Origin of the sequence: Pseudoclavibacter sp. VKM Ac-2867 (assembly GCF_015351275.1) — a bacterium.
Taxonomy (GTDB): Bacteria; Actinomycetota; Actinomycetes; order Actinomycetales; family Microbacteriaceae; genus Pseudoclavibacter.
In genome coordinates this window covers 46,931-73,746 of the sequence record NZ_JADKSL010000014.1, presented here as the reverse complement: position 1 = coordinate 73,746, position 26,816 = coordinate 46,931, and the positions used below count along the sequence as shown (strand labels likewise).

The 26,816-nt window shown below is 66.5% G+C and carries 27 protein-coding genes and 1 pseudogene; 15 read left to right on the top strand and 13 right to left on the bottom strand.

The genetic code is table 11. The features are described 5' to 3' along the window. The first annotated feature begins 77 nt into the window (after positions 1 to 77). The 6 genes from ITJ67_RS13925 (at position 78) to ilvA (ending at position 5,306) form a co-directional block, all read left to right on the top strand. The gene (locus tag ITJ67_RS13925; protein WP_194678032.1) at positions 78 to 446 is read left to right on the top strand and encodes a hypothetical protein; all 369 of its coding nucleotides are present in this window, start codon (positions 78 to 80) and stop codon (positions 444 to 446) included. 97 nt (positions 447 to 543) lie between these two features. Further along, complete coding sequence (lipB, locus tag ITJ67_RS13920; RefSeq protein WP_194678031.1) at positions 544 to 1,191, top strand: lipoyl(octanoyl) transferase LipB; 648 nt, start codon at positions 544 to 546, stop codon at positions 1,189 to 1,191. Beyond that, complete coding sequence (gene lipA, locus ITJ67_RS13915; protein WP_160072409.1) at positions 1,188 to 2,180, top strand: lipoyl synthase; 993 nt, start codon at positions 1,188 to 1,190, stop codon at positions 2,178 to 2,180. Before lipB ends, lipA begins: the two co-directional genes overlap by 4 nt. A 39-nt stretch (positions 2,181 to 2,219) precedes the next feature. Then, entirely contained in the window at positions 2,220 to 2,789 is a 570-nt protein-coding gene (locus ITJ67_RS13910) for a LemA family protein (protein ID WP_160072407.1), read from the top strand. 40 nt (positions 2,790 to 2,829) lie between these two features. Then, a complete protein-coding gene (locus ITJ67_RS13905) occupies positions 2,830 to 4,062 on the top strand; it encodes an AI-2E family transporter (RefSeq protein ID WP_160072405.1) in 1,233 nt (410 codons plus the stop codon). After that, the gene (gene ilvA, locus ITJ67_RS13900) at positions 4,059 to 5,306 is read left to right on the top strand and encodes a threonine ammonia-lyase (RefSeq protein ID WP_160072403.1); all 1,248 of its coding nucleotides are present in this window, start codon (positions 4,059 to 4,061) and stop codon (positions 5,304 to 5,306) included. The genes ITJ67_RS13905 and ilvA overlap by 4 nt, the downstream gene beginning before the upstream one ends. Before the next feature lie 88 nt (positions 5,307 to 5,394). On the opposite strand, the gene greA is transcribed toward ilvA, so the two are convergent. Continuing rightward, positions 5,395 to 5,880, bottom strand: coding sequence for a transcription elongation factor GreA (greA, locus tag ITJ67_RS13895; RefSeq protein WP_104241642.1), 486 nt, complete (start codon positions 5,878 to 5,880; stop codon positions 5,395 to 5,397). A 67-nt stretch (positions 5,881 to 5,947) separates the two neighbouring features. Then, positions 5,948 to 6,388, bottom strand: a complete 441-nt coding sequence (locus ITJ67_RS13890) for a DUF4307 domain-containing protein (RefSeq protein WP_194678030.1) — start codon at positions 6,386 to 6,388, stop codon at positions 5,948 to 5,950. Positions 6,389 to 6,482: 94 nt separating this feature from the next. On the opposite strand from ITJ67_RS13890, the gene mca reads away from it, so the two are divergent. Together mca and ITJ67_RS13880 are read left to right on the top strand one after the other, a co-directional pair. Continuing rightward, the gene (gene mca, locus ITJ67_RS13885) at positions 6,483 to 7,379 is read left to right on the top strand and encodes a mycothiol conjugate amidase Mca (protein ID WP_258068455.1); all 897 of its coding nucleotides are present in this window, start codon (positions 6,483 to 6,485) and stop codon (positions 7,377 to 7,379) included. Further along, positions 7,376 to 7,729 (top strand): hypothetical protein, encoded by a 354-nt coding sequence (locus tag ITJ67_RS13880; protein WP_416362328.1) that lies wholly within the window; start codon positions 7,376 to 7,378, stop codon positions 7,727 to 7,729. The genes mca and ITJ67_RS13880 overlap by 4 nt, the downstream gene beginning before the upstream one ends. Here the strand turns inward: ITJ67_RS13880 and trhA are convergent. Next, positions 7,726 to 8,466 carry a PAQR family membrane homeostasis protein TrhA gene (gene trhA / locus ITJ67_RS13875; RefSeq protein WP_323741467.1) on the bottom strand — a complete coding sequence of 247 codons (741 nt, stop codon included), beginning with the start codon at positions 8,464 to 8,466 and terminating at the stop codon, positions 7,726 to 7,728. The genes ITJ67_RS13880 and trhA overlap by 4 nt on opposite strands. 70 nt (positions 8,467 to 8,536) lie before the next feature. Between trhA and ITJ67_RS13870 the strand changes: the two genes are divergently transcribed. The 3 genes from ITJ67_RS13870 to ITJ67_RS13860 all read left to right on the top strand — a co-directional run bounded on the left by ITJ67_RS13870 (position 8,537) and on the right by ITJ67_RS13860 (position 11,623). Beyond that, entirely contained in the window at positions 8,537 to 9,313 is a 777-nt protein-coding gene (locus ITJ67_RS13870) for an isoprenyl transferase (protein ID WP_374953192.1), read from the top strand. 258 nt (positions 9,314 to 9,571) lie between these two features. Next, complete coding sequence (locus tag ITJ67_RS13865) at positions 9,572 to 10,891, top strand: PhoH family protein (protein ID WP_236558560.1); 1,320 nt, start codon at positions 9,572 to 9,574, stop codon at positions 10,889 to 10,891. Between the two features lie 105 nt (positions 10,892 to 10,996). After that, entirely contained in the window at positions 10,997 to 11,623 is a 627-nt protein-coding gene (locus ITJ67_RS13860; RefSeq protein ID WP_194678028.1) for an A24 family peptidase, read from the top strand. 86 nt (positions 11,624 to 11,709) lie between these two features. On the opposite strand, the gene ITJ67_RS13855 is transcribed toward ITJ67_RS13860, so the two are convergent. The 6 genes from ITJ67_RS13855 to fbaA form a co-directional block, all read right to left on the bottom strand. Next, positions 11,710 to 13,113 carry a class II fumarate hydratase gene (locus ITJ67_RS13855; protein WP_416362327.1) on the bottom strand — a complete coding sequence of 468 codons (1,404 nt, stop codon included), beginning with the start codon at positions 13,111 to 13,113 and terminating at the stop codon, positions 11,710 to 11,712. A 59-nt stretch (positions 13,114 to 13,172) separates the two neighbouring features. Then, complete coding sequence (locus ITJ67_RS13850; RefSeq protein WP_160072395.1) at positions 13,173 to 13,820, bottom strand: DUF4245 family protein; 648 nt, start codon at positions 13,818 to 13,820, stop codon at positions 13,173 to 13,175. After that, a complete protein-coding gene (locus ITJ67_RS13845) occupies positions 13,820 to 14,056 on the bottom strand; it encodes an exodeoxyribonuclease VII small subunit (RefSeq protein ID WP_104241634.1) in 237 nt (78 codons plus the stop codon). The genes ITJ67_RS13850 and ITJ67_RS13845 overlap by 1 nt, the downstream gene beginning before the upstream one ends. Continuing rightward, a complete protein-coding gene (gene xseA, locus ITJ67_RS13840; protein WP_258063774.1) occupies positions 14,053 to 15,333 on the bottom strand; it encodes an exodeoxyribonuclease VII large subunit in 1,281 nt (426 codons plus the stop codon). Before xseA ends, ITJ67_RS13845 begins: the two co-directional genes overlap by 4 nt. A 210-nt stretch (positions 15,334 to 15,543) precedes the next feature. Next, positions 15,544 to 15,990: a DUF6264 family protein gene (locus tag ITJ67_RS13835; protein ID WP_146081981.1), complete on the bottom strand. Its 447-nt coding sequence runs from the start codon at positions 15,988 to 15,990 to the stop codon at positions 15,544 to 15,546. Beyond that, entirely contained in the window at positions 15,987 to 17,012 is a 1,026-nt protein-coding gene (gene fbaA / locus ITJ67_RS13830) for a class II fructose-bisphosphate aldolase (RefSeq protein ID WP_104241631.1), read from the bottom strand. Before fbaA ends, ITJ67_RS13835 begins: the two co-directional genes overlap by 4 nt. A gap of 232 nt (positions 17,013 to 17,244) precedes the next feature. Here fbaA and glpX point away from each other — a divergent pair, with 232 nt between their 5' ends. Next, a complete protein-coding gene (glpX, locus tag ITJ67_RS13825) occupies positions 17,245 to 18,177 on the top strand; it encodes a class II fructose-bisphosphatase (RefSeq protein WP_228502914.1) in 933 nt (310 codons plus the stop codon). Between the two features lie 163 nt (positions 18,178 to 18,340). On the opposite strand, the gene ITJ67_RS13820 is transcribed toward glpX, so the two are convergent. Both ITJ67_RS13820 and ITJ67_RS13815 read right to left on the bottom strand, forming a co-directional pair. Beyond that, positions 18,341 to 19,564, bottom strand: a complete 1,224-nt coding sequence (locus ITJ67_RS13820) for a DNA recombination protein RmuC (protein ID WP_194678027.1) — start codon at positions 19,562 to 19,564, stop codon at positions 18,341 to 18,343. A 30-nt stretch (positions 19,565 to 19,594) separates the two neighbouring features. Then, the gene (locus ITJ67_RS13815; RefSeq protein ID WP_228502886.1) at positions 19,595 to 20,224 is read right to left on the bottom strand and encodes a 3'-5' exonuclease; all 630 of its coding nucleotides are present in this window, start codon (positions 20,222 to 20,224) and stop codon (positions 19,595 to 19,597) included. A gap of 68 nt (positions 20,225 to 20,292) precedes the next feature. On the opposite strand from ITJ67_RS13815, the gene ychF reads away from it, so the two are divergent. Beyond that, positions 20,293 to 21,366, top strand: coding sequence for a redox-regulated ATPase YchF (gene ychF / locus ITJ67_RS13810; protein ID WP_104242123.1), 1,074 nt, complete (start codon positions 20,293 to 20,295; stop codon positions 21,364 to 21,366). Between the two features lie 82 nt (positions 21,367 to 21,448). On the opposite strand, the gene ITJ67_RS13805 is transcribed toward ychF, so the two are convergent. Then, positions 21,449 to 22,705 carry a hypothetical protein gene (locus ITJ67_RS13805; RefSeq protein WP_194678026.1) on the bottom strand — a complete coding sequence of 419 codons (1,257 nt, stop codon included), beginning with the start codon at positions 22,703 to 22,705 and terminating at the stop codon, positions 21,449 to 21,451. 60 nt (positions 22,706 to 22,765) lie between these two features. Further along, positions 22,766 to 23,701: pseudogene (locus tag ITJ67_RS20460) on the bottom strand (IS481 family transposase). 521 nt (positions 23,702 to 24,222) lie between these two features. Here ITJ67_RS20460 and ITJ67_RS13795 point away from each other — a divergent pair. Both ITJ67_RS13795 and ITJ67_RS13790 read left to right on the top strand, forming a co-directional pair. Then, a complete protein-coding gene (locus tag ITJ67_RS13795; protein ID WP_194678025.1) occupies positions 24,223 to 25,719 on the top strand; it encodes an ATP-dependent nuclease in 1,497 nt (498 codons plus the stop codon). Positions 25,720 to 25,813: 94 nt separating this feature from the next. Further along, positions 25,814 to 26,755 carry a hypothetical protein gene (locus ITJ67_RS13790; RefSeq protein WP_194678024.1) on the top strand — a complete coding sequence of 314 codons (942 nt, stop codon included), beginning with the start codon at positions 25,814 to 25,816 and terminating at the stop codon, positions 26,753 to 26,755. Positions 26,756 to 26,816 lie beyond the last annotated feature (61 nt).

Below are 26,816 nucleotides of genomic sequence, written 5' to 3'. Positions count from 1 at the left end.
GATGATGCAGGACTGCATCTGAGCTGCAGGTTCCGGGGTCGGTGAGGCGGCGACACAAGGACAAGGGGAGACAAGACATGAGTTCACTCGATGAGGCCATCAACCAGCTGCTGAGCATCGAAGGCGCGACGGGGGCTGCGATCGTCGACTACGCGAGCGGCATGGCGCTGGTGCAGGGCGGCAACCCGTCGTTCGACCTCGGCATCGCCGCCGCGGGTAACGCCAACGTCGTGCGCGCGAAGCTCAGCACGATGTCCGAGCTCGGCATCGCCGATGAGATCGACGACATCCTGATCACGCTGAGTTCGCAGTACCACCTCATCAACGTCCTCAACTCGCAGGGGTCGAGCGGTTTGTTCATCTATCTCGTGCTCAATCGGACGAGCGCCAACCTGGCGCTGGCTCGCCACAAGCTGAAGGTGGTGGCTGCGCAGATCGCGGTCTGACCGGCGCCCGTCGAGCCGGGGAGGGGCGGCCAGGACGGCGCCCCTCGTGCCGGCGAGTAGTTGTTGTACTTCGTACAGAATATGCAACACTGTCGTCATGATGCATGTGCTGACGCCGGGATTCGAGCCCACCACGGTCGACTACGCGGAGGCTCTCGCGCTCCAGCGGCGGCTGCACGCCGAGCGCGTTCGAGGAGACCGGGGCGACGCGCTTGTCCTCCTCGAGCACCCGAGCGTGTACACGGCGGGGCGCCTCACCAGGCGGAGCGAACGGCCCAGTGACGGCACGCCCGTCGTCGAGGTCGACCGCGGAGGGCGGCTGACCTGGCATGGGCCCGGCCAGCTCGTCGGCTATCCGATCGTCAAGCTGCCAGAGCCCATCGACGTCGTCGCACACGTCCGCCGCCTCGAGGCGGCCCTCATCGAACTCATCGCCGAGTTCGGCGTCGAGGGCGTGCAGGTCGCCGGCCGTTCCGGCGTGTGGGTCGATGACGACCACGGTGCTCGCAAAGTCGCCGCGATCGGGGTCCGCGTCGTCGAAGGCTGCACGATGCACGGCTTCGCGCTCAACTGCTCCAACTCCCTCGAGCCCTTCAGCCGCATCGTGCCGTGCGGCATCGCCGACGCCGGAGTCACGTCCCTGAGTGCGGAGCTCGGACGGCCGATCACTCCCGCCGAGGTCGCTCCGAGAGCAGCGGAACTGCTCGCCGCTCACCTGGATGTCGAAGCGGGAGTCGCGGCGTGACGATCAAGCCCGAGGGCCGCAAACTGCTTCGCGTCGAGGCACGGAACGCGCAGACCCCCATCGAGCGCAAGCCGGAGTGGATCAAGACGAGAGCGAAGATGGGGCCGGAGTTCCGGCAGGTCTCGGAGCTCGTCAAGGCGGGCGGCCTGCACACCGTCTGCCAGGAGGCGGGCTGCCCGAACATCTACGAATGCTGGGAGGACAGGGAGGCCACGTTCCTCATCGGCGGCTCGCAGTGCACGCGTCGCTGCGACTTCTGCCAGATCGACACGGGCAAGCCTGCCGACTACGACACCGACGAGCCGCGCCGGGTGGCGGAGTCCGTCACGACCATGGGGCTGCGCTACGCGACCGTGACCGGAGTCGCCCGTGATGACCTGCCGGACGAGGGCGCCTGGCTGCACGCGGAGACGGTCCGGCGCATCCACGCCGAGAACCCGGGGACCGGGGTCGAGATCCTCGCGACGGACTTCTCCGGCAACCCTGCGCTTCTCGGAGAGGTCTTCTCCTCGAGGCCCGAGGTCTTCGCGCACAACGTCGAGACCGTTCCCCGCATCTTCAAGCGCATCCGCCCCGCCTTCAGATACGAGCGCTCGCTCGACGTCATCACGCAGGCCAGGGCCGCGGGTCTCGTCACGAAGTCCAACCTGATCCTCGGCATGGGGGAGGAGCGCGACGAGATCGAGCAGGCGCTCGTCGACCTCCACGAGGCTGGCTGCGACATCATCACGCTCACGCAGTACCTCCGGCCGAGCCCGAGGCATCTACCCGTGGCGCGGTGGGTCAAGCCGCAGGAGTTCATCGCGCTCAAGGCCGTGGCTGGGGAGATCGGCTTCCTCGGGGTGCTCGCCGGCCCGCTCGTCCGCTCCTCTTACCGCGCCGGTCGACTCTGGGCGCAAGCTGCTCGACGCCGCGGGATGCCCATCCCGCAGCATCTTCAGCACCTCGCGGACTCTGCATCCAGCGAATTCGCCCAGGCGGTGGGCTGACCCCGCCGTCTCGCAGTCGAAGCGGGTTACCATTCCGGCATGCTCGAAGTCTGGATCGCCGTCGGAGCCGTGCTCCTCATCGTCATCGCCGTAGTCGTCTACGTCGTCGTCACCAATCGCTCGCTGAAGCGCCTGAGCGCCCGCGTCGACGGAGCTTGGAGCGACATCACGACGCAGCTGGCGGCCCGAGAGGAGCTGCTCCCGCAGCTCGAGACTCGAGTGCGGGGTCTCGCGACGCACGAGGACAAGGTCTTCGCGGCGTTCGAGGAGGCTCGCGCTGCGAGTTCTCGCGCGACGACACCCGAAGAGGTGAGCGCCGCCGAGAACCTGGTGCAGGGCTCGCTCCGCGGTGTGTTCGCCGCAGCAGAGGCGTACCCGCAGCTCCAGTCCAGCCGTGAGTTCTTGCAGCTGCAGTCAGACCTCGTCGACGTGGAGAACCGCATCCAGGCGTCGCGTCGCTTCTACAACGGGGGAGTGCGCGAATACAACACCAAGGTGAAGGTGTTCCCGAACAACCTCGTCGCGGGGCCGCTCCACTTCGAGCAGCGGACCTTCTTCGAGGTCGCCGATCGAGCTGCCATCTCGCAGCCCCCTCGGGTGCAGTTCTAGTGGCATCGCAGCGTCCGCGGGCGCTCCTAGTATTGAGCCTATGACCGAACGCGACCTCGACGAGCCTGCCGACAAGGCTGCATCGACGAGAACCGGCTCCACCCTGGCGCAGAACCCCACGCCAGCGCTCCGCAACGAGAGCGAGGACGAGCTCGTGCCCCGCGGGCTGCGCATCGGCGCGGCCTGGGCCTGGCGCACCGTGGCGATCCTGCTTGCCTTGATTCCCCTCGGGTGGCTCGTCGCACAGGCCTCGATCCTCGTCATACCCCTGCTCGTGGCCGCGCTCCTGGCGTCGCTGCTCGCACCGCTCATGAAGTGGCTCGTGGGTGTCGGCCTCCCCAGGTGGGCGGCGCTCATCCTGTCGCTCATCGTCCTGCTGCTCGCGATCGGAACGCTGATCAGCCTGGTCGTCAGCCAGTTCGCGCAGGGCTTCAACCTCGACCTGGGCAAGCTCGAGGCCCAGTACCAGCTGGCGCTGCAGTTCCTCAGGGACTCCCCGCTGCATGTCACCGAGGAGCAGGTCGACGCGGGGCTCAGCGAGATCGTCGGCTGGGTGCAGTCGAACGTGAACTCCATCGCGTCTCAGGCGGTCTCGGTCGGCTCCAACGTCGTCGCCTTCCTCGCCGGCACGCTCGTCACCGCCTTCGCCCTGATCTTCTATCTCCTCGACGGCCGCAGCATCTGGCTCTTCATCGTGTCGATCTTCCCCAAGAAGGCGCGCGCCGCCATCGACGGGGCTGGCCAGCGGGGCTGGATCTCGGTCGGCCACTACGTGCGCGTCCAGGTGCTCGTCGCGCTCATCGACGCCGTCGGCATCTACCTCGGTGCCGTCATCCTGCAGGTGCCGTTCGCGCTGCCGATCGGCGTGATCGTCTTCCTCGCGTCGTTCGTCCCCTACATCGGCGCAATCTCGGCCGGCACGATCGCCGTCGCCGTGGCGCTGGCCTACAACGGCTTCCTCAATGCGCTCATCATGCTCATCGTCGTCGTCGCGGTCATGCAGATCGAGTCGCACATCCTGCAGCCGCTCATCATGGGCAGCGCCGTGAAATTGCATCCGCTCGCAGTGCTGCTGTCGGTGAGCGCAGGAACCATCTTCGGCGGAATCGCCGGCGCCGTCTTCGCCGTCCCCCTTGTCGCTGCAGGCAAGGTCATGGTCCAGTTCATCTCGCGTGGCACTTGGCGCGATGACCCAGACCCGACGAAGATCACGCAAACCCCCGTATCCAAGCGCGAGAAGGCCAAGCGCGAGAAGAAGGCAAGCACGGTATGACCGCTCCCACCATCACGCTGGAACAGATCGTCGCCGCACGTGAAATCGTGCGGCAGGTCATCTCCCAGACCCCCATCGACTCGGCCCGGTTCCTGTCCGAGAAGCTCGGCTCTCCTGTGCTCCTCAAGTGCGAGAACATGCAGCGCACGGGCTCGTACAAGATCCGCGGGGCGACGTACCGCCTCTCGCGGCTGAGCGAGGAGCAGCGCTCGCGTGGAGTCGTGGCCGCCTCGGCCGGCAACCACGCGCAGGGCGTCGCCTTCGCGGCGCGCGAGCTTGGCATCAAGGCGACGATCTTCATGCCGGTCGGCGTTCCGCTGCCGAAGCTGCAGGCGACCCGCGGCTACGGTGCTGAGGTCGTCCTGACCGGCGTCAACGTGGCGGATGCGCTGGTCGCGGCCAAGCAGTTCGCCGTCGATACCGGGGCCGAGTTCATCCACCCGTACGACCACGCGGACATCATCACGGGCCAGGCCACCCTCGCGCTCGACATCCTCGAGCAGGCGCCCGACGTCGACACGATCATCGTGCCCATCGGCGGCGGCGGGCTCATCTCGGGCGTGAGCGTCGCGGCGAAGCTCCTCGGTGAGCAGCGCGGGCGCCCCATCCGCATCATCGGAGTGCAGGCAGCCAACTCGGCGCCGTTCCCCGTCTCGCTCGAGGCCGGCTACCCCGTGAAGATCCAGGCTCGCCCGACCATCGCCGACGGCATCGCCGTCGACATGCCAGGCGACATCACCTTCGAGGTGGTCCGCGACCTCGTCGACGAGGTCGTCACCGTCTCGGAGGACGACATCTCGCGGGCCATCCTGCTCCTCGTCGAGCGGGCCAAGCTCGTGGCCGAGCCGGCCGGTGCGACCGCCGTCGCGGCCATCCTCGCGGACAAGATCAAGGACGCGGGCACCACCGTGGCCATCCTGTCCGGCGGCAACATCGACCCGCTCATGCTCGAGAAGGTGCTGAGCCGCGGCCTCGCCGCCTCGGACCGCTACCTGAAGCTCGTCATCGAGCTGCAGGATGTTCCCGGCCAGCTCGCGCTGATCGCGAAGACCATCAGCGAGGTGAACGCGAACGTGGTGGAGGTGCTGCACACCCGCCACAACAAGGGTCTGCAGGTGAGTCACGTCGAGCTCGAGGTGTCGGTCGAGACTCGAGGCACCGAGCACTCCCACCAGGTGATGGATGCTCTGCGTGCGCTGGGCTACCAGCCGCGGACGAGCAGGGACGCGTCCCCGCTTCCCTGAGCTGCGTGCACCCTCGCAGGAACGAGAAGAGGACCTCCCTCGGGAGGTCCTCTTCGTGTGTGTCCGAGTGCGTGGCCGCGTCGGACGGCTACGGGTGGAAGGTCTCGACCTCGGTGATCTCGACGTCGATGGAGTTGCCGTTCGGCGCCTCGTAGCTCGTGGATGCGCCGATCGCGAGGCCAAGGATCGAGGCTCCGAGCGGGCTCTCGCCCGAGTAGACGCGCAACTGGGTCTGCGAAGCCATCTCGCGGCTGCCGAGGAGGAACTTCTGCTCCTTGCCGCCGATCTTCGCCGTCACGACGGTGCCCGTCTCGACGATGCCGGATGCTTCTGGCGCTTCGCGGACCTCGGAGTTCTTCAGCATCGTCTCGAGCTGGTTGATGCGGGCCTCGATCTTGCCCTGCTCGTCCTTCGCCGCGTGGTAGCCGGCGTTCTCCTTGAGGTCGCCGTCTTCGCGCGCCTCTTCGATGCGCTTGGCGATCTCTTCGCGACCGTTCACAGCGAGCTCGTCGAGCTCCGCCTTGAGGCGGTCATACGTCTCCTGGGTGAGCCAGGTCACCGATGGGTTAGCCATGCTGGAACTCCTTGTGCAGCCGGATACGACCAAAGCCCTGACGCGAGTCAGGGCCTCTGGTGCCATTCTACGGCAACCAGCATTCCTTCACCAAAGCCGTTGTCCCGGCCTTCGTGGTGCGCACCTGCGCGTTGAGGACCTGCGAGGCCCCGTCGGTCGCCGGGACGTCGACGATGTCCCAGCCGACGACCGCCTGCTGTTCGTCGCGGATCTCGATCGCGCAGGTCGCCTCGGTTCCGGCAGGGGCGGTGATTCGGTAGTCGAAGCTCACGTTCGCGTCGTCGACGATGGAGAAGCGCACGGTGTCGGCTCGGATCGCGGAAGAGGACACGGGGCCCACCGTGGTCGTCGCCCAGAAGGCGACGACGGCGATGACGAAGATGCCGACGACCATCCAGATCCAGCGCTCCGGCTTCTTCTCCGAGCGGGGTGCGCGTGTGCCGTAGCGGTCGACGAGGTCAGCTGACGTGGCGGCGGTGTCGGCGCGGGTCTCGCGTTCAGCTGACACGTGGATTCCTCTCGGCTGAGGGCGGGCGCGGCCAGAAAGTGCGGGCCGCGCGAGATAGGCTCTCTGTCTAGGTTAACGTTCCACGAGGAGACCAGTGACACTTCGACTGATGGCGGTCCACGCCCATCCCGACGACGAGTCCAGCAAGGGCGCCGCGACATACGCCGCGTACCGTGCGAAGGGCGCCGAGGTCATGGTGGTGAGCTGCACCGGAGGCGAGGCCGGCGACATCCTCAACCCGGGTCTCGAGTCCGTCTCGCACGCCCAGCGCGACCTGGCGGGACTCCGGCGCGTCGAGATGGCTGCCGCCCAGGAGTTCCTCGGCGTCGAGCACCGTTGGCTCGGGTACGTCGATTCCGGCATGGCCTCGGAGGACGGATCGCTGCCGCTGAACTCCTTCGCGAGCATCCCCCTCGACATCTCCGCACGTCCACTGCTGCGCCTGGTCCGGGAGTTCCGGCCGCACGTGCTCGTCACGTACGACGAGAACGGCGGCTACCCGCATCCCGACCACATCCGCACCCACGACATCTCGATGCGCGTGTGGCGGGAGTCGGGCCTCGCGACGCATCCTGAGCTCGGCTCGCCGTGGCGCATCTCGAAGCTGTACTACGACCGCACCATGAACGGGAAGCGTGCGGACAGCCTCCTGCAGCACATCAAGGCGCTCGACCCGGAGTCGCCGCTGCTCGAGCGCCTCGAGCAGATGCTCGCCTGGATGCGAGACAAGCCGAGCAACGTGACCACGCAGATCCAGATCGACGAGTTCTTCGACGCCCGCGACTCGGCGCTCCGCTCGCATGCGAGCCAGGTGGCACCTGACAGCGGGTTCTTCGCGATTCCGCGCGACATCGAGGCCGCGGCGTACCCGTACGACGACTTCGAGCTCGTCGACTCCCGAGTGGATGCCCCGACGCCAGAGACTGACCTGTTCTCCGGCGTCGACGAACGCAACGACGACAAGCAGGGCGCTGCGGAGGCCTCCGAGTGATGCTGCTCGCCTCCGCCCAGTCCTGGGTGCTGTCGCTTGCGGCGACGGCGCCGACACCAGGGGAGGAGCTGCCCTTCAACCCGGACGACGTGACGCCGGGCCCGCTCGGCTTCTTCGTCTTCATCTTCGTCGCCGTCGCGACCGGCCTCCTGGTGATGGACCTCATCCGCCGCACGAGCCGGGTGCAGGCGAGGGCTCGTATCCGCGAACAGCTGCAGGCCGAGATGGCAGCGAAAGAGGGTGCGGCGGCCGAGGGCACCGAGAGCCCTCAGCTCGGCCAGGAGCCCGAGGGGCAGGCGGCGACTGAGGGTCGCGAACCCGACCACGAACCTCCGGCGGCCAAGCCCTAGGCGAAGACCGGCGGGTCGATGCAGAGCAGCAGGATGCCAGTCCACTGGCTGAGGAACGCCAGCACCGTGAACACGTGGAAGAGCTCGTGGAAGCCGAAGTGCCCCGGCCAGAGGTTGGGGCGCTTGAGCGCGTAGAAGACGGCTCCAGCCGTGTAGAACAGGCCGCCGACGACGATGAGCACCACAGTGGCCACGTTCACAGCGGCGATGTCGCCGAGGTAGGCGACGGCAGCCCAGCCAAGCGCGATGTACAGGGCGACGTACAGCCACCGCGGGGCGCCGATCCAGAACACGCGGAAGCAGATGCCAAGCAGCGCTGCGCCCCACACGATCGCGAACAGCGGCCACCCCTTCTCCGGCGGCAGCGCGACCAGCGCTATGGGCGCGTAGGTCCCAGAGATGAGCAGGAAGATGTTCGCGTGATCGAACCGCTTGAGGGCGACACGCGTCTTCTCGCTCCAGTTGAAGCGGTGGTAGAGCGCAGAGATGCCGAAGAGCAGCCAGGAGCAGATCGCGTAGAGCGTGCAGGCCAGCTTCGCCGTCGTGCCCTCGGCGAGCACGATGAGCACGATCCCCGCCGCGATCGAGACGGGAAGCGTGCCGGCGTGCACCCAGCCGCGCCACGACGGCTTCGCCTCGGCGACGCTCGCGCCTGATTCGGCTTCGAGCAGGGGCAAGTGCACGGTGGGCTCCTGGCCCGAGTCGAGTTCCGAATCCGCGTGATGTTCTGAAGCCACCCTCGCACTCTACGCGGCCCCGTGCACGTGCATCTGACCCGTGGTCCGGTACGTTGTTCGAACCATGTCGATGATTCCCACGAGCCTGCGGAGCTTCCTGTACGGGCTGTACACGAGGCGACTGCGCCGATCTCTGCACGGTCGTCCCAAGCCGAAGCACGTCGCGATGATCATCGACGGCAACCGGCGTTGGGCCAGGCAGCTCGGGTTGCGGGATGCGGCCCAGGGGCATGCAGCGGGGGCCGCCAAGATGATGGAGTTCCTCGCCTGGTGCGACCGTGAAGGCGTCCAGGTCGTGACCCTCTACCTCCTGTCGAACGACAACCTCAAGAACCGCAGCAGCGAAGAGCTCGACGCGCTCATCGACATCATCGAGAAGCTCGCGATGCAGATCGCCGACAACGCACGCTGGCGGGTGCACCACGCCGGATCTCCCGAGCACCTCCCTTCCGGACTCGGGGCGACCCTCGAGCGTCTGCAACGCGACACGGCGCAGCGGCGAGGCATGCACGTGAACCTCGCAGTGGGGTACGGAGGCCGCAGCGAGATCGTCGACGCGATGCGCAGGATCGTGCGCGCCCACGCGGCAGATGGTGGCGACGTCGCGGCTCTCGCCGACATCCTCACGCCTGACCTCATCGCCGAGCACCTCTACACGGGCGGCCAGCCGGACCCCGACCTGGTCATCCGCACCTCCGGTGAGCAGCGGCTCAGCGACTTCATGCTGTGGCAGTCTGCGCACTCAGAGTTCTACTTCGTCGAGGCCCTGGGACCCGACCTGCGCGAGGTCGATTTCCTCCGCGCGCTGCGCGACTTCGCGTCCCGCCAGCGACGCTACGGCCAGTAGTCGCGACGCTCCCAGACACGACACAAAATTTAACTTTCACCTGCGCGTGGCGTGGTCCCCGCCGTCGTACGTTAATGCCATCAGGTACGGTGCCTGATCGAAACGGCCACAGGTTCCCGAAGTTCGTTTCCCCCTACCGAGTGCCCCTGTGGTCGGAACGTAACCCAGCGACGAGCGAGAGCTTGGCGAAGGAGCGGAACTGCCGTGATACCCGCACAGCGCAACACCGACCACCTCGAGAACGAGGAAGGGGGCGCCGTGCATGCCGCGGTTCCCGACTCGTCCATCTCGACCCGCACCTACGTGCTCGACACGTCGGTGCTGCTCAGCGATCCGAGGGCCCTCTTCCGCTTCGCGGAACACGCGGTCGTCATCCCCGTGGTCGTGATCACGGAACTGGAGAAGAAGCGCCACGACCCGGAGATCGGGTACTTCGCCCGCCAGGCGCTCAGGTTCCTCGACGAGCTGCGCATCAAGCATGAGCGCCTCGATTTCCCCATCGCCATCGGGGAGGCAGGCGGCACGCTGCGCGTCGAGCTCAACCACTCGAACATGAGCGTCCTCCCCAGCGGAATGCAGCTGGGGGACAACGACACGCGCATCCTGGCCGTCGCGCAGAACCTCGCTGGTGAAGGCCTCGCCGTGACGGTGGTGTCCAAGGACCTCCCGATGCGCGTGAAAGCCTCGGCGATCGGCCTGGCTGCTGAGGAGTACCGAGCTGAGCTGGCCCGCGACACCGGTTACACGGGGGTCGCCGAGATATCCCTCGGCGCAGACGAGCTGGACACGCTGTACACGGACGAGACGGTCACGACCGCCACCGTCGACGAGCTGCCCATCAACACGAGCCTCGTGATCCACTCGGACCGCGGATCAGCACTCGGACGCGTGTCGGGGAAGGGCGCCGTCCGACTCGTCCGCGGAGACCTGGATGTGTTCGGCGTGCACGGGCGATCTGCAGAGCAGCGGCTCGCCATCGACCTGCTGCTCGATCCGTCGATCGGCATCGTCTCCCTCGGCGGGCGCGCGGGCACTGGGAAGAGTGCCCTCGCCCTGGCTGCAGGGCTCGAGTCGGTGCTCGAGCGCGGGCTGCACCGCAAGATCATGGTCTTCCGGCCGCTCTTCGCCGTCGGCGGGCAGGAGCTCGGCTTCCTGCCCGGCGATCAAGGCGAGAAGATGAACCCGTGGGGCCAGGCGGTCTACGACGCCCTGTCGGCGATCGTGTCGGAGAACGTCATCGACGAGGTCATGGACCGGGGGATGCTCGAGATCCTGCCCCTGACGCACATCCGGGGCCGCTCGCTGCACGATGCGTTCGTGATCGTCGACGAGGCGCAGTCGCTCGAGCGGAACGTGCTGCTCACGATGCTCTCTCGGATCGGCAAGAACTCTCGCGTGGTGCTCACCCACGATGTGGCGCAGCGGGACAATCTGCGCGTCGGCCGGCACGATGGGGTGGCATCGGTCATCGAGACGTTGAAGGGGCACAAGCTCTTCGCCCACATGACGCTCACGCGGTCCGAGCGCAGCGACATCGCGGCGCTCGTCACGGAGCTGCTCGGAGACTACGAGGTGTGATGGGGACGCGGGTCCGGCTCGGTTGCGCTGCACCGAGTCGGGCCTCGTCGACCTGGCCTGTGGGGAACTTCTGCGGGAGGCTCGAGAGCTGACTAGTGTCCGGGCATGGCAGAACGAGCGCAGGCCGACCCCCTTACTGTGATGGGGCCGGATCCCCTGCGCAGTGCTTCGGCCGCGCAGGGTCCGGCCCCGCGGTCACGGTGGTCGCGCGTCGGGGAGGCGCTGTGCGTCGGGGCGCTGCTCGTGGTGGGCGTGACCTCGGCCTTCCCGCAGCACCCGGAGCTCCTGCCGGCGTCGCTCGCGGTCGCAGCGGTCACTCCGCGACTCGTGGCGGTGGATGCTCGCGAGCACCGGCTGCCGAATCGCCTCGTCGCGCTCGGGGCGATCGGGGTCTTCTTCGCCTGGCTCGCCGACTGGGCGCTGCACGGAACGCCGGATCTCCCCGCCCTCGTCACCGGCGCCTCGGCAGGGGCCGTCCTGTTCGTCCTGGCGCTCACCGGCGGACTGGGCATGGGCGATGTGAAGCTCGGAGCCGTGCTCAGCTGGGCGGCGGCGCTCGTCGAGCCCTCGCTCGCCGCACTCCTCGGCGTGCTGGCGATCCTCATCGGGGGAGTGCAGAGCGTCATCGTCCTGGCACGGACCCGAGACCGCCGTCGTAGCATCGCCTTCGGGCCGGCGCTGCTCGCCGGGTACTGGATTCCCGCCGTCTGGCTTGCCGTGCCGTTCGGGTGATGCACGGGCCCGCGAGGCGCGGGCCTCTGGGCACGCAGAAGGCCCGCCGGGTTGCCCCGGCGGGCCTTCTGCTGTCGGCTCTTCGCCTACAGGTTGGGCGTGGTCATGCTGAGCACGTCGAGCTTCTCGTCGAGCTGCTCTTCCGTGATGTCGCCGCGTTCGACGTAGCCGAGGTCGATCACGGATTGACGCACCGTGACCTTGTTGGCAACCGAGTACTTCGCGATCTTGGCTGCCGCCTCGTACCCGATGATGCGGTTGAGCGGCGTCACGATCGAGGGCGACGACTCGGCGAGCGCCCGGGCACGCTCCTCGTTCGCGACGAGGCCGTCGACGGTCTTGTCGGCGAGCACGCGCACGCCGTTGGAGAGGAGGCGAATCGACTCGAGGAGCGCGGTTCCCATGACCGGGATCTGCACGTTGAGCTCGAACGAGCCGGACGCTCCGCCGAAGACGATGGCAGCATCGTTGCCGATGACGCGCGAGGCGACCATGAGCACGGCCTCCGGGACGACCGGGTTCACCTTGCCAGGCATGATCGAGGAGCCAGGCTGCAGGTCGGGGATCTGGATCTCGCCGAGTCCCGTGTTCGGGCCGGAGCCCATCCAGCGGAGGTCGTTGTTGATCTTGATGAGGCTCACGGCGATGGTGCGCAGCGCGCCGGAGGCCTCGACGAGGCCGTCGCGTGCGCCCTGAGCCTCGAAGTGGTCAAGGGCCTCGGTGAGGGGAAGCTTCGCGTTGTCGGCGAGCTCGGCGATGACCTGCTGCGAGAAGCCAGCCGGCGTGTTGATGCCGGTGCCGGTCGCGGTGCCGCCGAGGGGGACCTCTGCGACGCGCGAGATGGTGGACTGCACGCGCTCGATGCCGAGGCGGATCTGACGGGCGTAACCCGCGAACTCCTGTCCCAGCGTGACCGGGGTGGCGTCCATGAGGTGCGTGCGCCCGGCCTTGACGGTGGATGCCCACTGCTGCGCCTTGCGATCCAGGGCCTCGGCGAGGTGCGTGAGCCCCGGGATGAGGTTGTTGAGGAGTGCGTCTGTCACGGCGACGTGCACGGAGGTCGGGAAGACGTCGTTCGACGACTGCGACGCGTTGACGTGGTCGTTGGGGTGGACGGGGCCGCCGAGGCCGCGCGTCGCGAGCGTTGCGAGGACCTCGTTGATGTTCATGTTCGAGGAGGTGCCGGACCCGGTCTGGTAGACGTCGACCGGGAACTGGTCGAGGTGCTTGCCGCCGATGATCTGCTCAGCGGCCTCGACGATCGCGTCGGACACCGGCTGCTCGATGATTCCGAGCTTCGCGTTCACGATCGCGGCGGCGCGCTTGATGCGCGCGAGGGCGATGATCTGGCCCGGCTCGAGACCTGCACCGGAGATGGGGAAGTTCTCGACTGCGCGCTGCGTCTGCGCGGCGTAGAGGGCGTTCTTGGGAACGCGGACCTCGCCCATCGTGTCGTGCTCGATGCGGTACTCGTCTTGATTTTCCACCACGTTGTGTGACCTTTCCAGGTAGCCGATCTCTGTCCGAGCCAGCCTACCGAGTCCTGGCCTCAGCCGAGGTCGGCCGCGACCAGCTCTGCCAGCTTCGTGACCGTCTCGGGGGAGTTGTTGCCATAGACGAGGTAGGCCTGGCCGTCCTGCTCGTGGACGAGCATGTAGGCCCGGTTGCCTGCGTCCTCCGGGCTGAGGTCGGTCGCGTCGTATTCGATCCAGTCGAGGCCACCGACCTGCACGGTGCCCGTCGGAGTGCGCTCGCGTGTCGCGTCCAGCAGCCAGGTCGGGTTGACGCCGATGCCCTGGCTGACCCCGACGTACTCGGTGGGGGCGCCCTGCGGCCCGACCAGGAAGCCGATGTACCACTCGCTGACGCCGTCGGCGCTCGTGCGGATCTCGGCTTCGTTCGCCGTCCAGTCCGCCGGAACCTGGGGCACGACCAGCGGGGCGGCGAAGTCGCCCTGCGCGCTCTGCGCCTCTGACGCGAAATCGACGTCGAAGGTCACGGGAGTGTCGTTGCGCGGCACGATCGCCACGATGAACAGCACGAGGCCGAGCGACACCAGGAGCGAGTAGACGAGGTTGTTGATCGTCTTGCGCTTCCGGTACAGCCGCGAAGACTCGGCCTTGCGCGCGAACGTCTCCTCCGGGGTTTCCGGTCGTCCGAGCTCCGCGACGACCGGTGGCTGCTTCTGCTTGGCCATCAGGCCTCGTCCAGAGCTTCGTCGTCGCGTCGACGTGCCGCCTCGAGGCGCTTCCTGGCGCCGAGGAGCCAGGACTCGCAGTGCGCGGCGAGCTGCTCGCCGCGCTCCCAGAGCTTGAGCGACGCCTCGAGGGAGGCGCTGCCCTGCTCGAGCTGGCTCACGACCGAGATGAGCTCGTCGCGTGCCTGCTCGTAGCTGAGCTCGGCGATGTCGGTCTGTTCCTGCATGGTCGTCATTCTACGTTCGCCTCCGTTGCGCCGTCCGGGGCGCCTGGTGTGATGATGGCCTCGCCGCCGAGCGACGAGGCTGAGATGCGGCCATCGGCCGTGCGGATGCGGAGCTCGGTCGACGCGGGTGCGTCCTGCCATCCGGTGACGAGTGACTTCGCATCACCGTCGACGCGTTCGACGATGGAGTACCCGCGCTCGAGAGTGCCCTGCGGCGAGAGGCCACGCAGGTGCCTCGCCAGCGACTCGAGCCGGTCATGCTCTCGGTCGATTCGCCGAGTGATGAGCTCTTCGCCACGCTGGGAGGCGCGCATGAGCTCCTCGCCGCGCTGGTCGATGATCCACGATGGGTTGGCGAGCGCTGGCCGTGAGACGAGCGACTCGAGGGCGTTGGACTCGCTGCGCACACGGTCGACGATGCGCTGCAGGATGCGGGCTCTGGCCTGCTGGACGCCGGCGAGCTCCTCCGCGACGTCCGGTACGACGCGCTTGGCGGCGTCTGTCGGGGTGGAGGCGCGCAGGTCGGCGACGTCGTCGAGGATCGGACGGTCCGCCTCGTGGCCGATGGCGCTGACGACGGGCGTGGAGAGCGTCGCGACGAGGCGCACGAGGCTCTCGTCGCTGAACGGCAGCAGATGCTGGAAGTCGCCGCCGCCGCGAGCGACGATGATGACGTCGACCTCGGGGTCGGCGTCGAGCTCGCGGAGCGCGGCCGAGACCTCGGCAACCGTGCGCTCGCCCTGCACGGGGGTGTGGATGGTGCGGAACTGCACCGCTGGCCAGCGGAGCTCGGAGTTGCGGCGCACGTCCTTCTCCGCGTCGGACTCGCGGCCAGTGATGAGACCGATGGTGCCCGGCAGGAAGGGGAGGGGCTTCTTGCGTTCGTCGGCGAAGAGGCCTTCTGCGGCCAGCTGCTTGCGGAGTCGCTCGAGCCGTTCGAGGAGGTCGCCGAGCCCAACGTGCCGGAGGTCAGAGACCTGCATCGACAGCGTTCCGCCCTTGACCCAGAAGTCGGGCTTGATGCTGGCGATGACGCGGTCGCCCTGCTTGAACTCGCCGTCGAGGCGCTGCACGACACTGCGCCAAGCGGTCACGGACAGGGTTGCGTCCGCGTCGAGGTCCTTGATCTTCCCGTAGGCGTGCCCACCGCGGATGCTCCAGCCGGTGAGCTCTCCCTCGATCCAGACCGACCCGAGCCGTGCGATCCAGTCGCGGACGAGCTCTGAGACGACGCTGACGGGCCACGGCGCATCCGGCGTTGACTTCGGGGGCTGGATGACGACCACGTGCCTCTTCTCGAATCTGATGTCTCCCGCTGCGGTCGCGGAGGGAGCGTGCTGCTGGGCGCAGAGAATCGGCCGCCGCAGGCGAGATCGAGGATATCGCGTGCGGCGGCCGATGCTTCAGTGCTGTGGAGAACCCAGCCTGCCCGGGTGGCCAGGTGGCTCGCCCGGGCAGGCACGTGGCGACGTCAGCGGGACTGCTGTCGCAACGTCCTACGTGGAGGTTGGCGTCGGCATCGGCAGGGCACCGCTCGAGATGGCCTCGAGCAGTTCACCGTGCATCAGGATTGCGGCGATCGTGAAGCCGAAGATCGTGATGAGGGTGACGACGGCGCCGATGATCGGGATCCACATGGCCCGCTTGCCGGCCTTCCAGCGGACGAGCGTCAGGTACAGCGTGAGGGCGTAGATCGCCGGCAGTACCAGGACAGCGGTGGTGGACAGGGAGCCGAGACCCTCAGGTCGCACGTAGCCGCTGATCCCGAAGTCCTCGTAGAGCAGGGCCATCTGGCCCGCCAACGAGTTCTCCGTGAACGTCGTCATGTTCAGGACTGTGGCGACGAGGCCGAGCACGAGGAACCCGATGCCGAGGAAGCGGTCGTTCTTCCGCTTTACCTCCTGCACCGAGTCCTGCGGCTCGGATCCCGGCGTCACGCTCACGCGGCCGAGTGACCGAACGAGCCGAGCTGCTTGGTGGCCTCGATGATGCGAGCCGCCATGGCGGTCTCGGCCTTCTTGCCCCACGAGCGGGGGTCGTAGACCTTCTTGTTGCCCACTTCGCCGTCGATCTTGAGGAAGCCGTCGTAGTTCTTCAGGACGGTGTCGGCGACGGAGCGGCTGAACGCGTACTGCGTGTCGGTGTCGATGTTCATCTTGATGACGCCGTTGCGGACCGCCTCGGCGATCTCCTCGTCGGTCGATCCCGATCCGCCGTGGAAGACGAGGTCGAGCGGCTTGGCACCGGTGCCGTACTTGGCTGCGAGGCCTGCCTGGATCTCCGCGAGGAGCTCGGGGCGCAGCTTGACGTTGCCCGGCTTGTAGACGCCGTGCACGTTGCCGAAGGTGAGCGCGGCCATGTAGCGGCCGCGGTCGCCGAGGCCCAGCGCCTCGACGGTCGCGATGGCGTCGTCGAGCGTCGTGTAGAGGTGCTCGTTGATCTCGTGCGCGACACCGTCTTCCTCGCCGCCGACGACGCCGATCTCGACTTCGAGGATCTGGTTGTTGGCCTGCGTGAGCTTCAGGATCTTCGACGCGATCTCGAGGTTCTCCGTGAGCGGCACTGCGGAGCCGTCCCACATGTGCGACTGGAAGATCGGCTCGCCGCCGCGCTTGATCTGGTCAGCGGATGCCTCGAGGAGCGGGTAGACGAAGCCGTCGAGCGCGTCCTTCGGGCAGTGGTCGGTGTGCAGCGCGACCGTGATCGGGTAGTTCTTCGCGACCTCGTGCGCGAATGCGGCCATGGCGAGGGCACCGGAGGCTCGAGCCTTGACGGACTGGCCGGCGAAGTAGTCGGCACCGCCCGTGGTGACCTGGAGGATGCCGTCTGAGCCGGCTTCGGTGAGACCCTGGAGGACGGAGTTGATCGTCGACGAGCTGGAGACGTTGATCGCTGGGTACGCGAAGCCGCCTTCCTTGGCTCGGTTCAGCATCTCGGCGTACTGGTCCGGTGTTGCGATGGGCATATGTGCTCCTTCAGCGCTTGGAACTTACGACTGAAGTCTAGCCAGGGCCGCCGACTTTCTCCGAGCGCGCGTACTAGGGTTGAGAACCGGATGGCGCGGAGCAATGGTGTCGTGTGATTGCTCGGCGAGAACGTCCATAACGCCAGCGAAAGGGACCCTTGTGACCTCATCTTCCGCCACTTCAACTCCGGAGCACGGGCAGCTCTTCGCGAACCCCGACCGCAACCTCGCTATGGAGTTGGTGCGTGCGACCGAGGCTGCGGCCATTCGGGCCACGCCGTTCATCGGGCGAGGTGACAAGAACGCCGCCGACGGTGCGGCCGTCGACGCCATGCGCAAGTTCCTCTCGACCGTCGATTTCGCCGGCGTCGTCGTCATCGGCGAGGGCGAGAAGGACGAAGCCCCGATGCTCTTCAACGGCGAGCAGGTCGGCAACGGGCAGGGCCCCGACTGCGATATCGCCGTCGACCCGATCGATGGAACGAGCCTCACGGCCGCTGGCCGGCAGAATGCGCTGAGCGTCATCGCCGTGGCCGACCGCGGCTCGATGTACAACCCGAAGGACCTCTTCTACATGGAGAAGATCGTCACGGGTCCCGAGGGCGTCGGCGTCATCGACCTGGCTCGCCCGATCGCCGAGAACATCCGCGCCCTCTCCAAGGCGAAGAACAAGCCGGTCGAGGACATGGTCATCGCCGTGCTCGACCGTCCGCGTCATGAGGAGCTCATCAACGAGATCCGCGCGGCGGGTGCCGGCACGCAGCTCATGCTCGACGGCGACGTCGCCGGTGGCATCAATGCTGCGCGCGGCACTGGTCGCATCGACATGTGCGTCGGCATCGGCGGCACTCCTGAGGGCATCATCACGGCGTGCGCGATCAAGGCGCTCGGCGGCGTGCTGCAGGGACGCTGGTACCCGCGCAACGCCGAGGAGCGCGAGCGGGCGATCGCTGCCGGGCACGACCTCGACGCAGTGCTCACGCAGGACGACCTGGTCCGCACCGAGAACACGTACTTCGTGGCGACGGGTGTGACTGACGGTGGACTGTGCGCCGGGGTTCGCCGGTCCGGCAACCGCATCTTCACGGACTCGGTGGTGCTCCGGTCCCGTTCCGGCACCGTGCGTCGTGTGACGGCCGAGCACCTCGCGGACAAGTGGCTCTGATCTCCTTCGGCAGCTGACGCAGTTCTTCCGGAGCTGCCGCCAAAGCGCTGCCAGTCTGATGTTCCCGGCGTTCACCGTCGCGGCATCGGGCTGGCAGCGTCTGTCGTTGAGGAGCCGTTCGCGTGCGGTTCTTCCGGGAGTTCGCCCGTTCGAGGGGTCGGGGTCAGTACTCCGTGAGCTCGGGCTGCGTTTCTCGATGCTCGGTGAGTTCGGGCGCGGTGAGCCCGCGGAGCTGCTCCTCGACGGGGCGCGGCGTGCTGATGGGGGAGCCGATGTTGAGGGCGTCCAGCTTTCGAGCGGTGGGGAGGACTCGCGTCTCGAGGGAGCCCAGGAACGCGTTGTAGCTGGTGGTGGCACCAGCCAGCGACCGGCCGAGCTTGTCGATGTGCGTGGCCAGCGTGCCGAGACGCGTGTGGAGCTGGGTGCTGAGTTCGAAGATCGCGTGGGCCTGGTCTTCGAGCACGTCCTGCTGCCAGGCGTAGGCGATGGCGCGGAGGGTGGCCCAGAGCGAGACGGGAGACGTGACCGCGACTCCGCGGTGGATCGCGTCTTCCAGGAGCGACGGGTCGGAGGCGACTGCGGCCGAGAGCGCCGACTCGCTGGGAACGAACGCGATGACCAGTTCGGGGGATCCGGGCACCGCGCTCGGGTAGCCGCGCGCGGCGAGGGCGGTGACGTGTGAGCGAAGGGCCTTCGCGTGGTCGCTCATGAGGCTGCGCCGGCGTGCGGTCTCTTCCTGGTCGCCGAGTTCGCTGAGCTGGCTCGCGGCGAGATACTTCGCCATCGGGGCCTTCGCGTCGATGACGAGGTGCTTGCCCCCTGGCAGGTGCACGATCATGTCCGGGCGGCCCGCGCCCTGCTCCCCGGTGAGCGTGACCTGCGTGTCGAAGTCGACGCGCTCGATCATTCCGGAGGCCTCGACGATGTTGCGAAGCTGGGCCTCGCCCCACACGCCTCGTGCCTGGTTGGACTGCAGCGCGGAGGCGAGCGAGTCGGTTGTCGCCCGCAGGCGCTCGTCTGCTTCGTGCTGGTTGCGGAGCTGCTCGCTGAGCTCGCCGTGCTGCTGCAGGCGCTGCTCCTCGATGGCGGCGACGGCGCGGCGCATGAGCTCGAGCTGCTTGTTCACCGGGGCGAGCGCCGTGAGCACCTGCTGTTCGCCGACGTCCTTCGTGCGGCGCGCCTCGAGCTGCGAGCGTTCCCGTGCGAGCACCTCCTCGAGATGCTGCTCGGCGGTGGAGCGTGCCTCGCTCGCTGCGAGGGCGCGTGCGCTGGCACCCGCGAGCTCGGTCGCCAGCTGTTGGCGCTGGTTCGCTCCTCGCATCGCGGCGATCGCGAATCCGACGATGAGGCCGAGCAGGAGGCCGATGACGAGCGGGAGAAGGTCCATGCATCCACCCTCGCAGGTACCTCCGACATTTCAGGCGAAGGTGGCCGCCGCGGTGAGTGTCGCGGCGAGTTCCCGCTCCCTGCTGAGCTCGATGCGCTCGATGTCGACGCCCGCCGACGCGCCCACGTCGGCGAGTTCCACAGCGCCCAGCCTTCGCGAGACGTCGACGACGATGGCGGCGCTCGCTTCCGCATCGGAGACGGGGTCGTGGTGCACGAGCGTCGTGAACCCTGCCGCCTCCGCGGCCACCGGGAGGCGGTAGGAGTGCAGCTCGTAGCTGCGTCTTGCGAGTCGGAGCGAGCAGAAGTAGGCGAGCGGTGGGAGCGTCGTGTTCGTCGCAAGGCTGATCGTGACTGCCACGCCGATGTCGAAACGGGCGTTGTGCGCGACCAGCACATCGTCCCCGACGAAGGCCAGGAGACGGGGGAGCTGCTCCTCCCAGGTCGGAGCACTGCGCGTCATCTCCCGGCTGATGCCGTGCAGCTGGACGTTGAAGGGCAGGAACGCGTCGTGGGGCTGCGGGGGCTGGATGAGCCAGCTCGCGCGCTCGACGACGGCACCGTCCCGCACCTTGACGAGTCCGACGGCGCACGCTGAGGCGGGGGAGCCGTTGGCGGTCTCGAAGTCGATCGCGGTGAAGTCGATGGTCACGTCATTCATGGTGGCACGAACCTGGCGCCGGTCGAATCGGGTGTGGCGCATCCGGTGGGCAAGTACGATAGGTGCTCGTGGCTCTTACTCTTGGCATCGTCGGCCTGCCCAACGTCGGCAAATCGACCCTTTTCAACGCACTCACGAAGAACCAGGTTCTCGCGGCGAACTACCCGTTCGCCACGATCGAGCCCAACGTGGGGGTCGTCGAGCTGCCCGATGCACGGCTGAAGGTGCTCGCCGAGATCTTCGGCTCTGAGCGCATCCTGCCCGCCGCCGTGTCGTTCGTCGACATCGCGGGCATCGTGCGTGGCGCGAGCGAGGGCGAGGGGCTCGGCAACCAGTTCCTCGCGAACATTCGCGAGGCGGACGCGATCGTCCAGGTCGTGCGTGGCTTCGAGGACGGCGACGTCGTGCACGTCGACGGCAAGGTCGAGCCCGCGAGCGACATGGAGACGATCAACACCGAGCTGATCCTCGCCGACCTGCAGACCATCGAGAAGGCGCTCCCGCGCTTCGAGAAGGAGGTCAAGCAGAAGCGTCTTGACTCCTCCGTGCTCGAGGCGGCGAACGAGGCGAAGGCGGCGCTCGACGAGGGCACGCTCCTCTCGGCCACCAAGATCGACCTCGAGCCCATCAAGGAGCTCGGCCTGCTGACGGCCAAGCCCATGATCTTCGTCTTCAACATCGACGAGGCCGCGCTGAGCAGCGAGGAGAAGCTGGCTGAGCTCGCGGCGCTGGTCGCTCCGGCGAAGGCAATCTTCCTCGACGCGCAGACCGAGTCCGAGCTCATCGACCTCGACCCCGAGGAAGCCGCCGAGCTCCTCGCGTCGCTCGGTCAGGACGAGTCGGGCCTCAGCCAGCTCGCCCGCATCGGCTTCGACACGCTCGGGCTGCAGACCTACCTCACCGCGGGCCCCAAGGAGTCGCGCGCGTGGACGATCCGCAAGGGCTGGAAGGCGCCAGCGGCGGCCGGTGTCATCCACACCGACTTCGAGCGCGGCTTCATCAAGGCCGAGGTCATCTCGTTCGAGGACCTTGTCGAGACCGGCTCCACTGCTGAGGCTCGCGCCAAGGGCAAGGCCCGCATGGAGGGCAAGGAGTACGTCATGCAGGACGGCGACGTCGTGGAGTTCCGCTTCAACGTCTAGACCGAGCGGCGTGGGCCACAGTTGCGTTGCCGTCGTAGCCGCTAGTTTCTGCCTGAACCCACGGTTACTTTCATGCCCGTACTTAGGGGTTGTTCGTCGCGGTCTTGGAGTGACGGTCTTTTCCTTCGGACACAGAACGGACGTCGTCACGGTCAAGTGCTTCGACCAGGTCGGGAAGACTCGTGTAGACGTTCAGCCGTTCGTTGCGTCGCGCCAACAGTCGCATCAGCTGGCGACCGGTCGACCGTTCGGCAGCTACATAGTCACAGTATGTTGCAGCGCAGGTCAGGAACATGATGTCGTTGAGATCATTGGGCCACCATCGGCGGTTCGGATCTCGATGCCGCTCGGCCATGACGGCGGTGTAGAGGCCGCCGAAACGAGTATTAGCTACCGCATCAGCGATATCCCGTGGGCCGAGACGACTGTCCAGTAACGAGGGTGCGCCGATGAGTGATAGCGCAGACGACATCAAGCCCTCGTTGTCCCGGATCGCAGCCAACGTAGTTGCGGACGATCGGTGTGGCTTTGTCAGCGAGGCCACACGCTTCGAGATGTCGCCGTTACTGTCGGCCCAACGCGTGGGTCGAACGCTAGGGATGGATTCGGAGTCGATCAAGATAGAGACTAGAACTGATGGCCACGTTAGGGCGTCCATGAACCTCCGCATGCTGTCGCTTAGGTCGATGTCTGGCGCAGGGGCGACGCGGTCGCCGAACACGCTTCCTGGCTCCAGCGTGACTGGGTCAGACTCAGGAACGTTCGCATTTATGGAGAGACGCTCGGCAAACCACGCGGCGAATTCTTGACGACGAAGTTCGAGCGGGTCGCGAAGTTGCCAGCCTCCGCTAAGCGATGCAATCGTGATGCCGACTTCGTAGCGCCTGTCTCCGAACAGGGCGGCTGTCTCCTGCAGCGTTGCTGACGAGAGGGGGAGTCTGATGCCACCATCGTGCCCGAGCTTGATGAGTCGTTGTGCGGCGGCGCGATCCTGTGCAGAAACCGCCTCCGGCTTGACCACCGTTTTAGCAATCGTGCTCCAGTGATTTTGGTCGAGATAAACGGACGGCCGGCCCTTGACAAGATCGCCAACAGGGCTCCAAACCTCGGAAACCACGAGATGGCCCTTCTCTGTCTCTATGGTCAGCCACCAACGGTCCCAGTCGAAGAAAGTTCGCGCGATCTCATCGCTAGGTCGACGCATACCAGAGTCCATCGGAGCGACGTGAACTTCACCCGATTGCATAACTATGCGAATCTGGTTCGCCTTCCAGTCGAGAATCCACATGCTGTAGTTGTCTGCTGACAGAGTCACCGTGCGCTCTTCTCTCGCGGCCATAGCTACATGATCTCAGCGTGTCCCGAAATTTGATCCTCCACCGTTCATCAGAATCTTGCGCTATGTGAACTGCTCGGGTGGGTTGGTCAATCTGCTGATGGGGGTGGTCTTCCTGATTGCGGCGTGGAGCCAGGTCGGGAGTGCTGAGCGACGCGTGGTTTAGTTCGGGTAATGGCGGGCGCAGGCCCACCCTGCGGCGAGGGTGCGGTGGAAGCGTTCGATCTTGCCGTTCGTTTGCGGCCGGTAGGGGAGCGCCTTGTTCGGCGTGATTTCGAGGTCGCGGCAGGCGTCGCACCAAGGCGTGGGACGTGTAGGCGGAGCAGCTGTCGGAGGGAACTCGTTCGACGATCACTCCGCGGTCCCGGAACCAGGAAGCGCCTGGGTGCAGCACCCCGATCTCGGCGACCGCCTTCTCGTCGTTGTGGAGCACCGCGGACGCGACCCTGGAGTGGTCATCGATGACGGTCTGCACGAACGCGGTCTCGAGCTTCGGGTTCCGGTAGACGTTGCGGGGCGTACCCGACGTCGCGGCGCGGTTTCGGTCGACTTTTCGTCTCCCGACGAAGCATTAGCCGCGCCGTCGAGGATGCTGCCGAGCTTTTTCACTTCGACGTGAATCATCGCGTCAGGGCAATTCCAAGCTACGGAATGGCTCCCTGGTTCTGACATCGACATGCGGGAGTCGAATCAGGCGGGCTGGGCCGGGTGCACGGTCGATGCCGGAACGTGCAGCTGCCCGGTGAACTCGACCGCTTACACCACCGCAACGCGATTATCCGCTTCACGAGTGGACAAGATGTCACTCGTTGGTGAGCGATGCGAGCGAGACGACCGCTGCTGCATCGCGGCCTTACCCAGCGCGATGTATCGGGAAGCCCAGCGATTGGAGGTGGGCCAGAATACTCGGAAGAATCGGGCGGTGGCAGCGAGCGTCCACCCGTCCTCGACGATCGGACGCGCGAGACGCAAACGGTGCCGCGGGGCCAGAACAACGATCTCCGGGTCTTAGAACACGAGCACATCCTGGTGATGACGAGATCTCGCCGCAGCTCGCGCCGCCATTGGCCAGGCTGATCGAGTCCGTCCAGCAGGCTCTCAGATCGCCGCTGCGGGCCTGGGCGAACACGGCCACTTCCGAGAGCTCGACGAGGAAGGCCGACCGAGCGTGGAGGTGTTCGTGGAGGCCTAGGCGGGGCGCTGGCCTAGCTTCAAGGGCTACGTGCAGGAGCTGGACGGCGACACGGGCCTCCTCGATCGCCTCCCCGAGGGCCTTGAGCCCTCCGTCGACTAGGCAAGTGCAGCCGCGACATCGAGCCCGGGACACCGTCGCTGACGCCTAGGGCGGCTAGGTATGAGTGTTCCGTGACTGATGTCTCTGAGGTGGAAAGGTACTTGTCCGGGTCGATATGGGGATTCGACTCGCGGAGATCTATTGCTTTACGAGCATGCACAGCGCCAGTACGCTCGGCCTCAATTGGAGCTTCCGAGACCGAGGAGGCCGAGGCTGCGGGGTATCCATGTACATCAGAAGCGTCACTGTCGAGAACGTCAAGAGTTTCCGCGGCAAGCAGCGGTTCGACCTGGGGCGAGGCGTGAACTACTTCGTAGGCGACAATAACAGCGGGAAGTCCACGGTTATGGAGGCGCTGATCTTCCTCTTTGAGGGGTCATCCGCAGCGAAGAATCCGCCCGAGAAGTTCTACTCCACAGGTGCGACCGGGCCGACTCGCGTCGAGGTCGAGATCACTGGAGACCTCGGAGAGCTCGTGACGCAGGATAAGTTCAAGCGGTTCGCGGACTTCATTTTCGATGATGACGGGCAGCAGGTGCTGCGCCTCGATCGCAGCAGTGAGGAGCGCACGGTCGAGCAGGGCGGCAAGCCGAAGCAAGTGAACGTTAAGGCAGTCTGCTTCTGGCACCCCGACCGAAAGCAGTTCGAGAATGTCACGGGCATCGACGCCAGCGTGAAATCGCTGTTCGACTTCGAGGCAGTCTGGGCCGACGCGCAGCCTGGAGATCACATCGATTTCGCGAATACTAAGACGCTTGGACGCCTCCTCGACTCGGCTTTCAAGCGATTCGTCACGACACCTCAGTGGGAGGCTCTCAAGACGGCTCACGAGACGGCGTTCTCCTCGGAGGGTGAGGGTTCCTTCCTGACCGAGGCGCAAGAGCTCGCAGGCAAGATCAAGGGGCTCGTGGACGAGCAATACGGCGCGGCCAGCTACCGATTCGACTTCGGCCTTCCCGACTCGACCGTGTTCATGAAGCAGGGGCGACTGCACGTGGACGACGGGTCCGGCGAGACCCCCGTGGACGGCAAGGGGTCCGGGATGCAGCGAGCCATCGCGCTCGGCTTCATCCAGCTTTACGCCCGTTCATCGGCGCTCCTCGACGCGGGGAGCCATGCGCCTCTGGTGCTCATGCTTGATGAGCCCGAGACCTGGCTGCACCCCAATGCTCAACTAAAACTGGGGGAGGCCCTGAGCAAGATTGGAGAACACGAACAGGTCTTTATCGTCACGCACTCGCCATACCTGATCCGCAAGTTCGACGCGGGCAGTCACCGACTCACGGTGCTGGCGGGCACCGGGGCGAGCCGCCGTGTGAATGCGCACACCGAGTTCGGCCTCTTCGGGGCGGGGGAGCCCACCTGGGGCGAGATCAACTATCGAGCGTTCGGAATCTGTAGCAACGATTTCCACAATGAGCTCTTCGGTCGCGTGCAGTGGCACATGGAGCTGGGCCGCGACGGGGCGTTCGCGAGCGAGAAGGCGATCGACGAGTTCCTCTTCCTGAAGGGTCTGCCGCGGGCCAAGGACTGGACGCGCCATGAGCGTCAGACGGACAAACGAACCCTCCCGGTCTTTGTCCGCAACTCGATCCACCACCCCGAGAACAACAGGAACGCTCCGGTCTCCGATGCTGAGCTGCTGGAAGCGACTGAGCAGCTCGTGCGGATCGTCGAGGGTCTCGAGAACGAGCGCGAGGCTGAACTCGAGAGCGTGGAATGAGCCTCGAACTCATGGCCAGATCTGCGTGCGTCTCCGATTCCCGCAGATACTGGGGACGTCTCACCGCAACCACGCCCCATGCCAGGAGAACGACATGACGACCACGGTGCTTACGTCCCTGAGGGGCCAACTGATGGATGAATCAGAGTCGCTCGCAGGGCTGCTTCGTAAGTGCCTCTTGCTTGGCGCCCAGACCGGCTCGAGCTCACTGCGCGACTGGGCGAGGAACGAGCTGAACGGTTACGGTGCCGAGGTCGAGGTGCCGAGCTACAGGCGCGTGCCCGTCCCCGTGATCAAGATGAACTATGTCTCGGGCAACAACTTTGCGACCGGACAGCGCATTAGTCGCTTCGACTTGCCTGCTAAGGCTGCTGAGCGCATCCCGGATTATCTGAGGCTGGGACAGAGCGTGGAAGAGCTCGAATCTCTGGCCGGCACACACCAGCTCACGCTGCAGCACGACAGCCTCGCCTACGCGAAGGTCGTGTGGAACGGGCAGCTCGAGAGTGACTTCCAGCAGATCACCGACATGAGCTTCGAGATGTCGGGCTCGGTGATCATCGGGCTGCTCGGCAAAGTGCGAACCCAACTGATCGAGGTAGTCGCCGACCTCACGGCAGGCGTTCCGTTGACCAGCCTGCCAGGCAAGGCAGCAGTGGACGCCGCCGTGGGCCAGCACATTGGGACCCAGTACAACACCACCATTCACGCGGCGAGCGGCCCCACCGCCATCGGCAACAGGGCGAAGACTACGACCCAAGGACTGACCCTGGAGGACGCACTTCAGCTCATGGGCGCGGTCCAGAGCCAGGCGCAGGTCGTTGAAGACTCTGACCAGCGAAACGAGTTGCTCGAAGCTCTTCAGGAGCTCCGCGCGGAAGCAGACGGCGACGAGCCTGACACTGGTGAGGTCGTCAAGAGAGCTGGGAAGTTGAGCTCGGTCGCGCAGCGGATCGGGATCGAGGGTGTCAGCGCCGCCGTTGCCGGCGCCGTCGAGGCGATCACGGGGCTCGCGCTACGCGGTACGTTCGGCTAGCGCTCCGTCGCTCCGCGAGCAGAGCACGGTGCAGCAGGGTGCTCGTGCCCTCGTGGGCGGT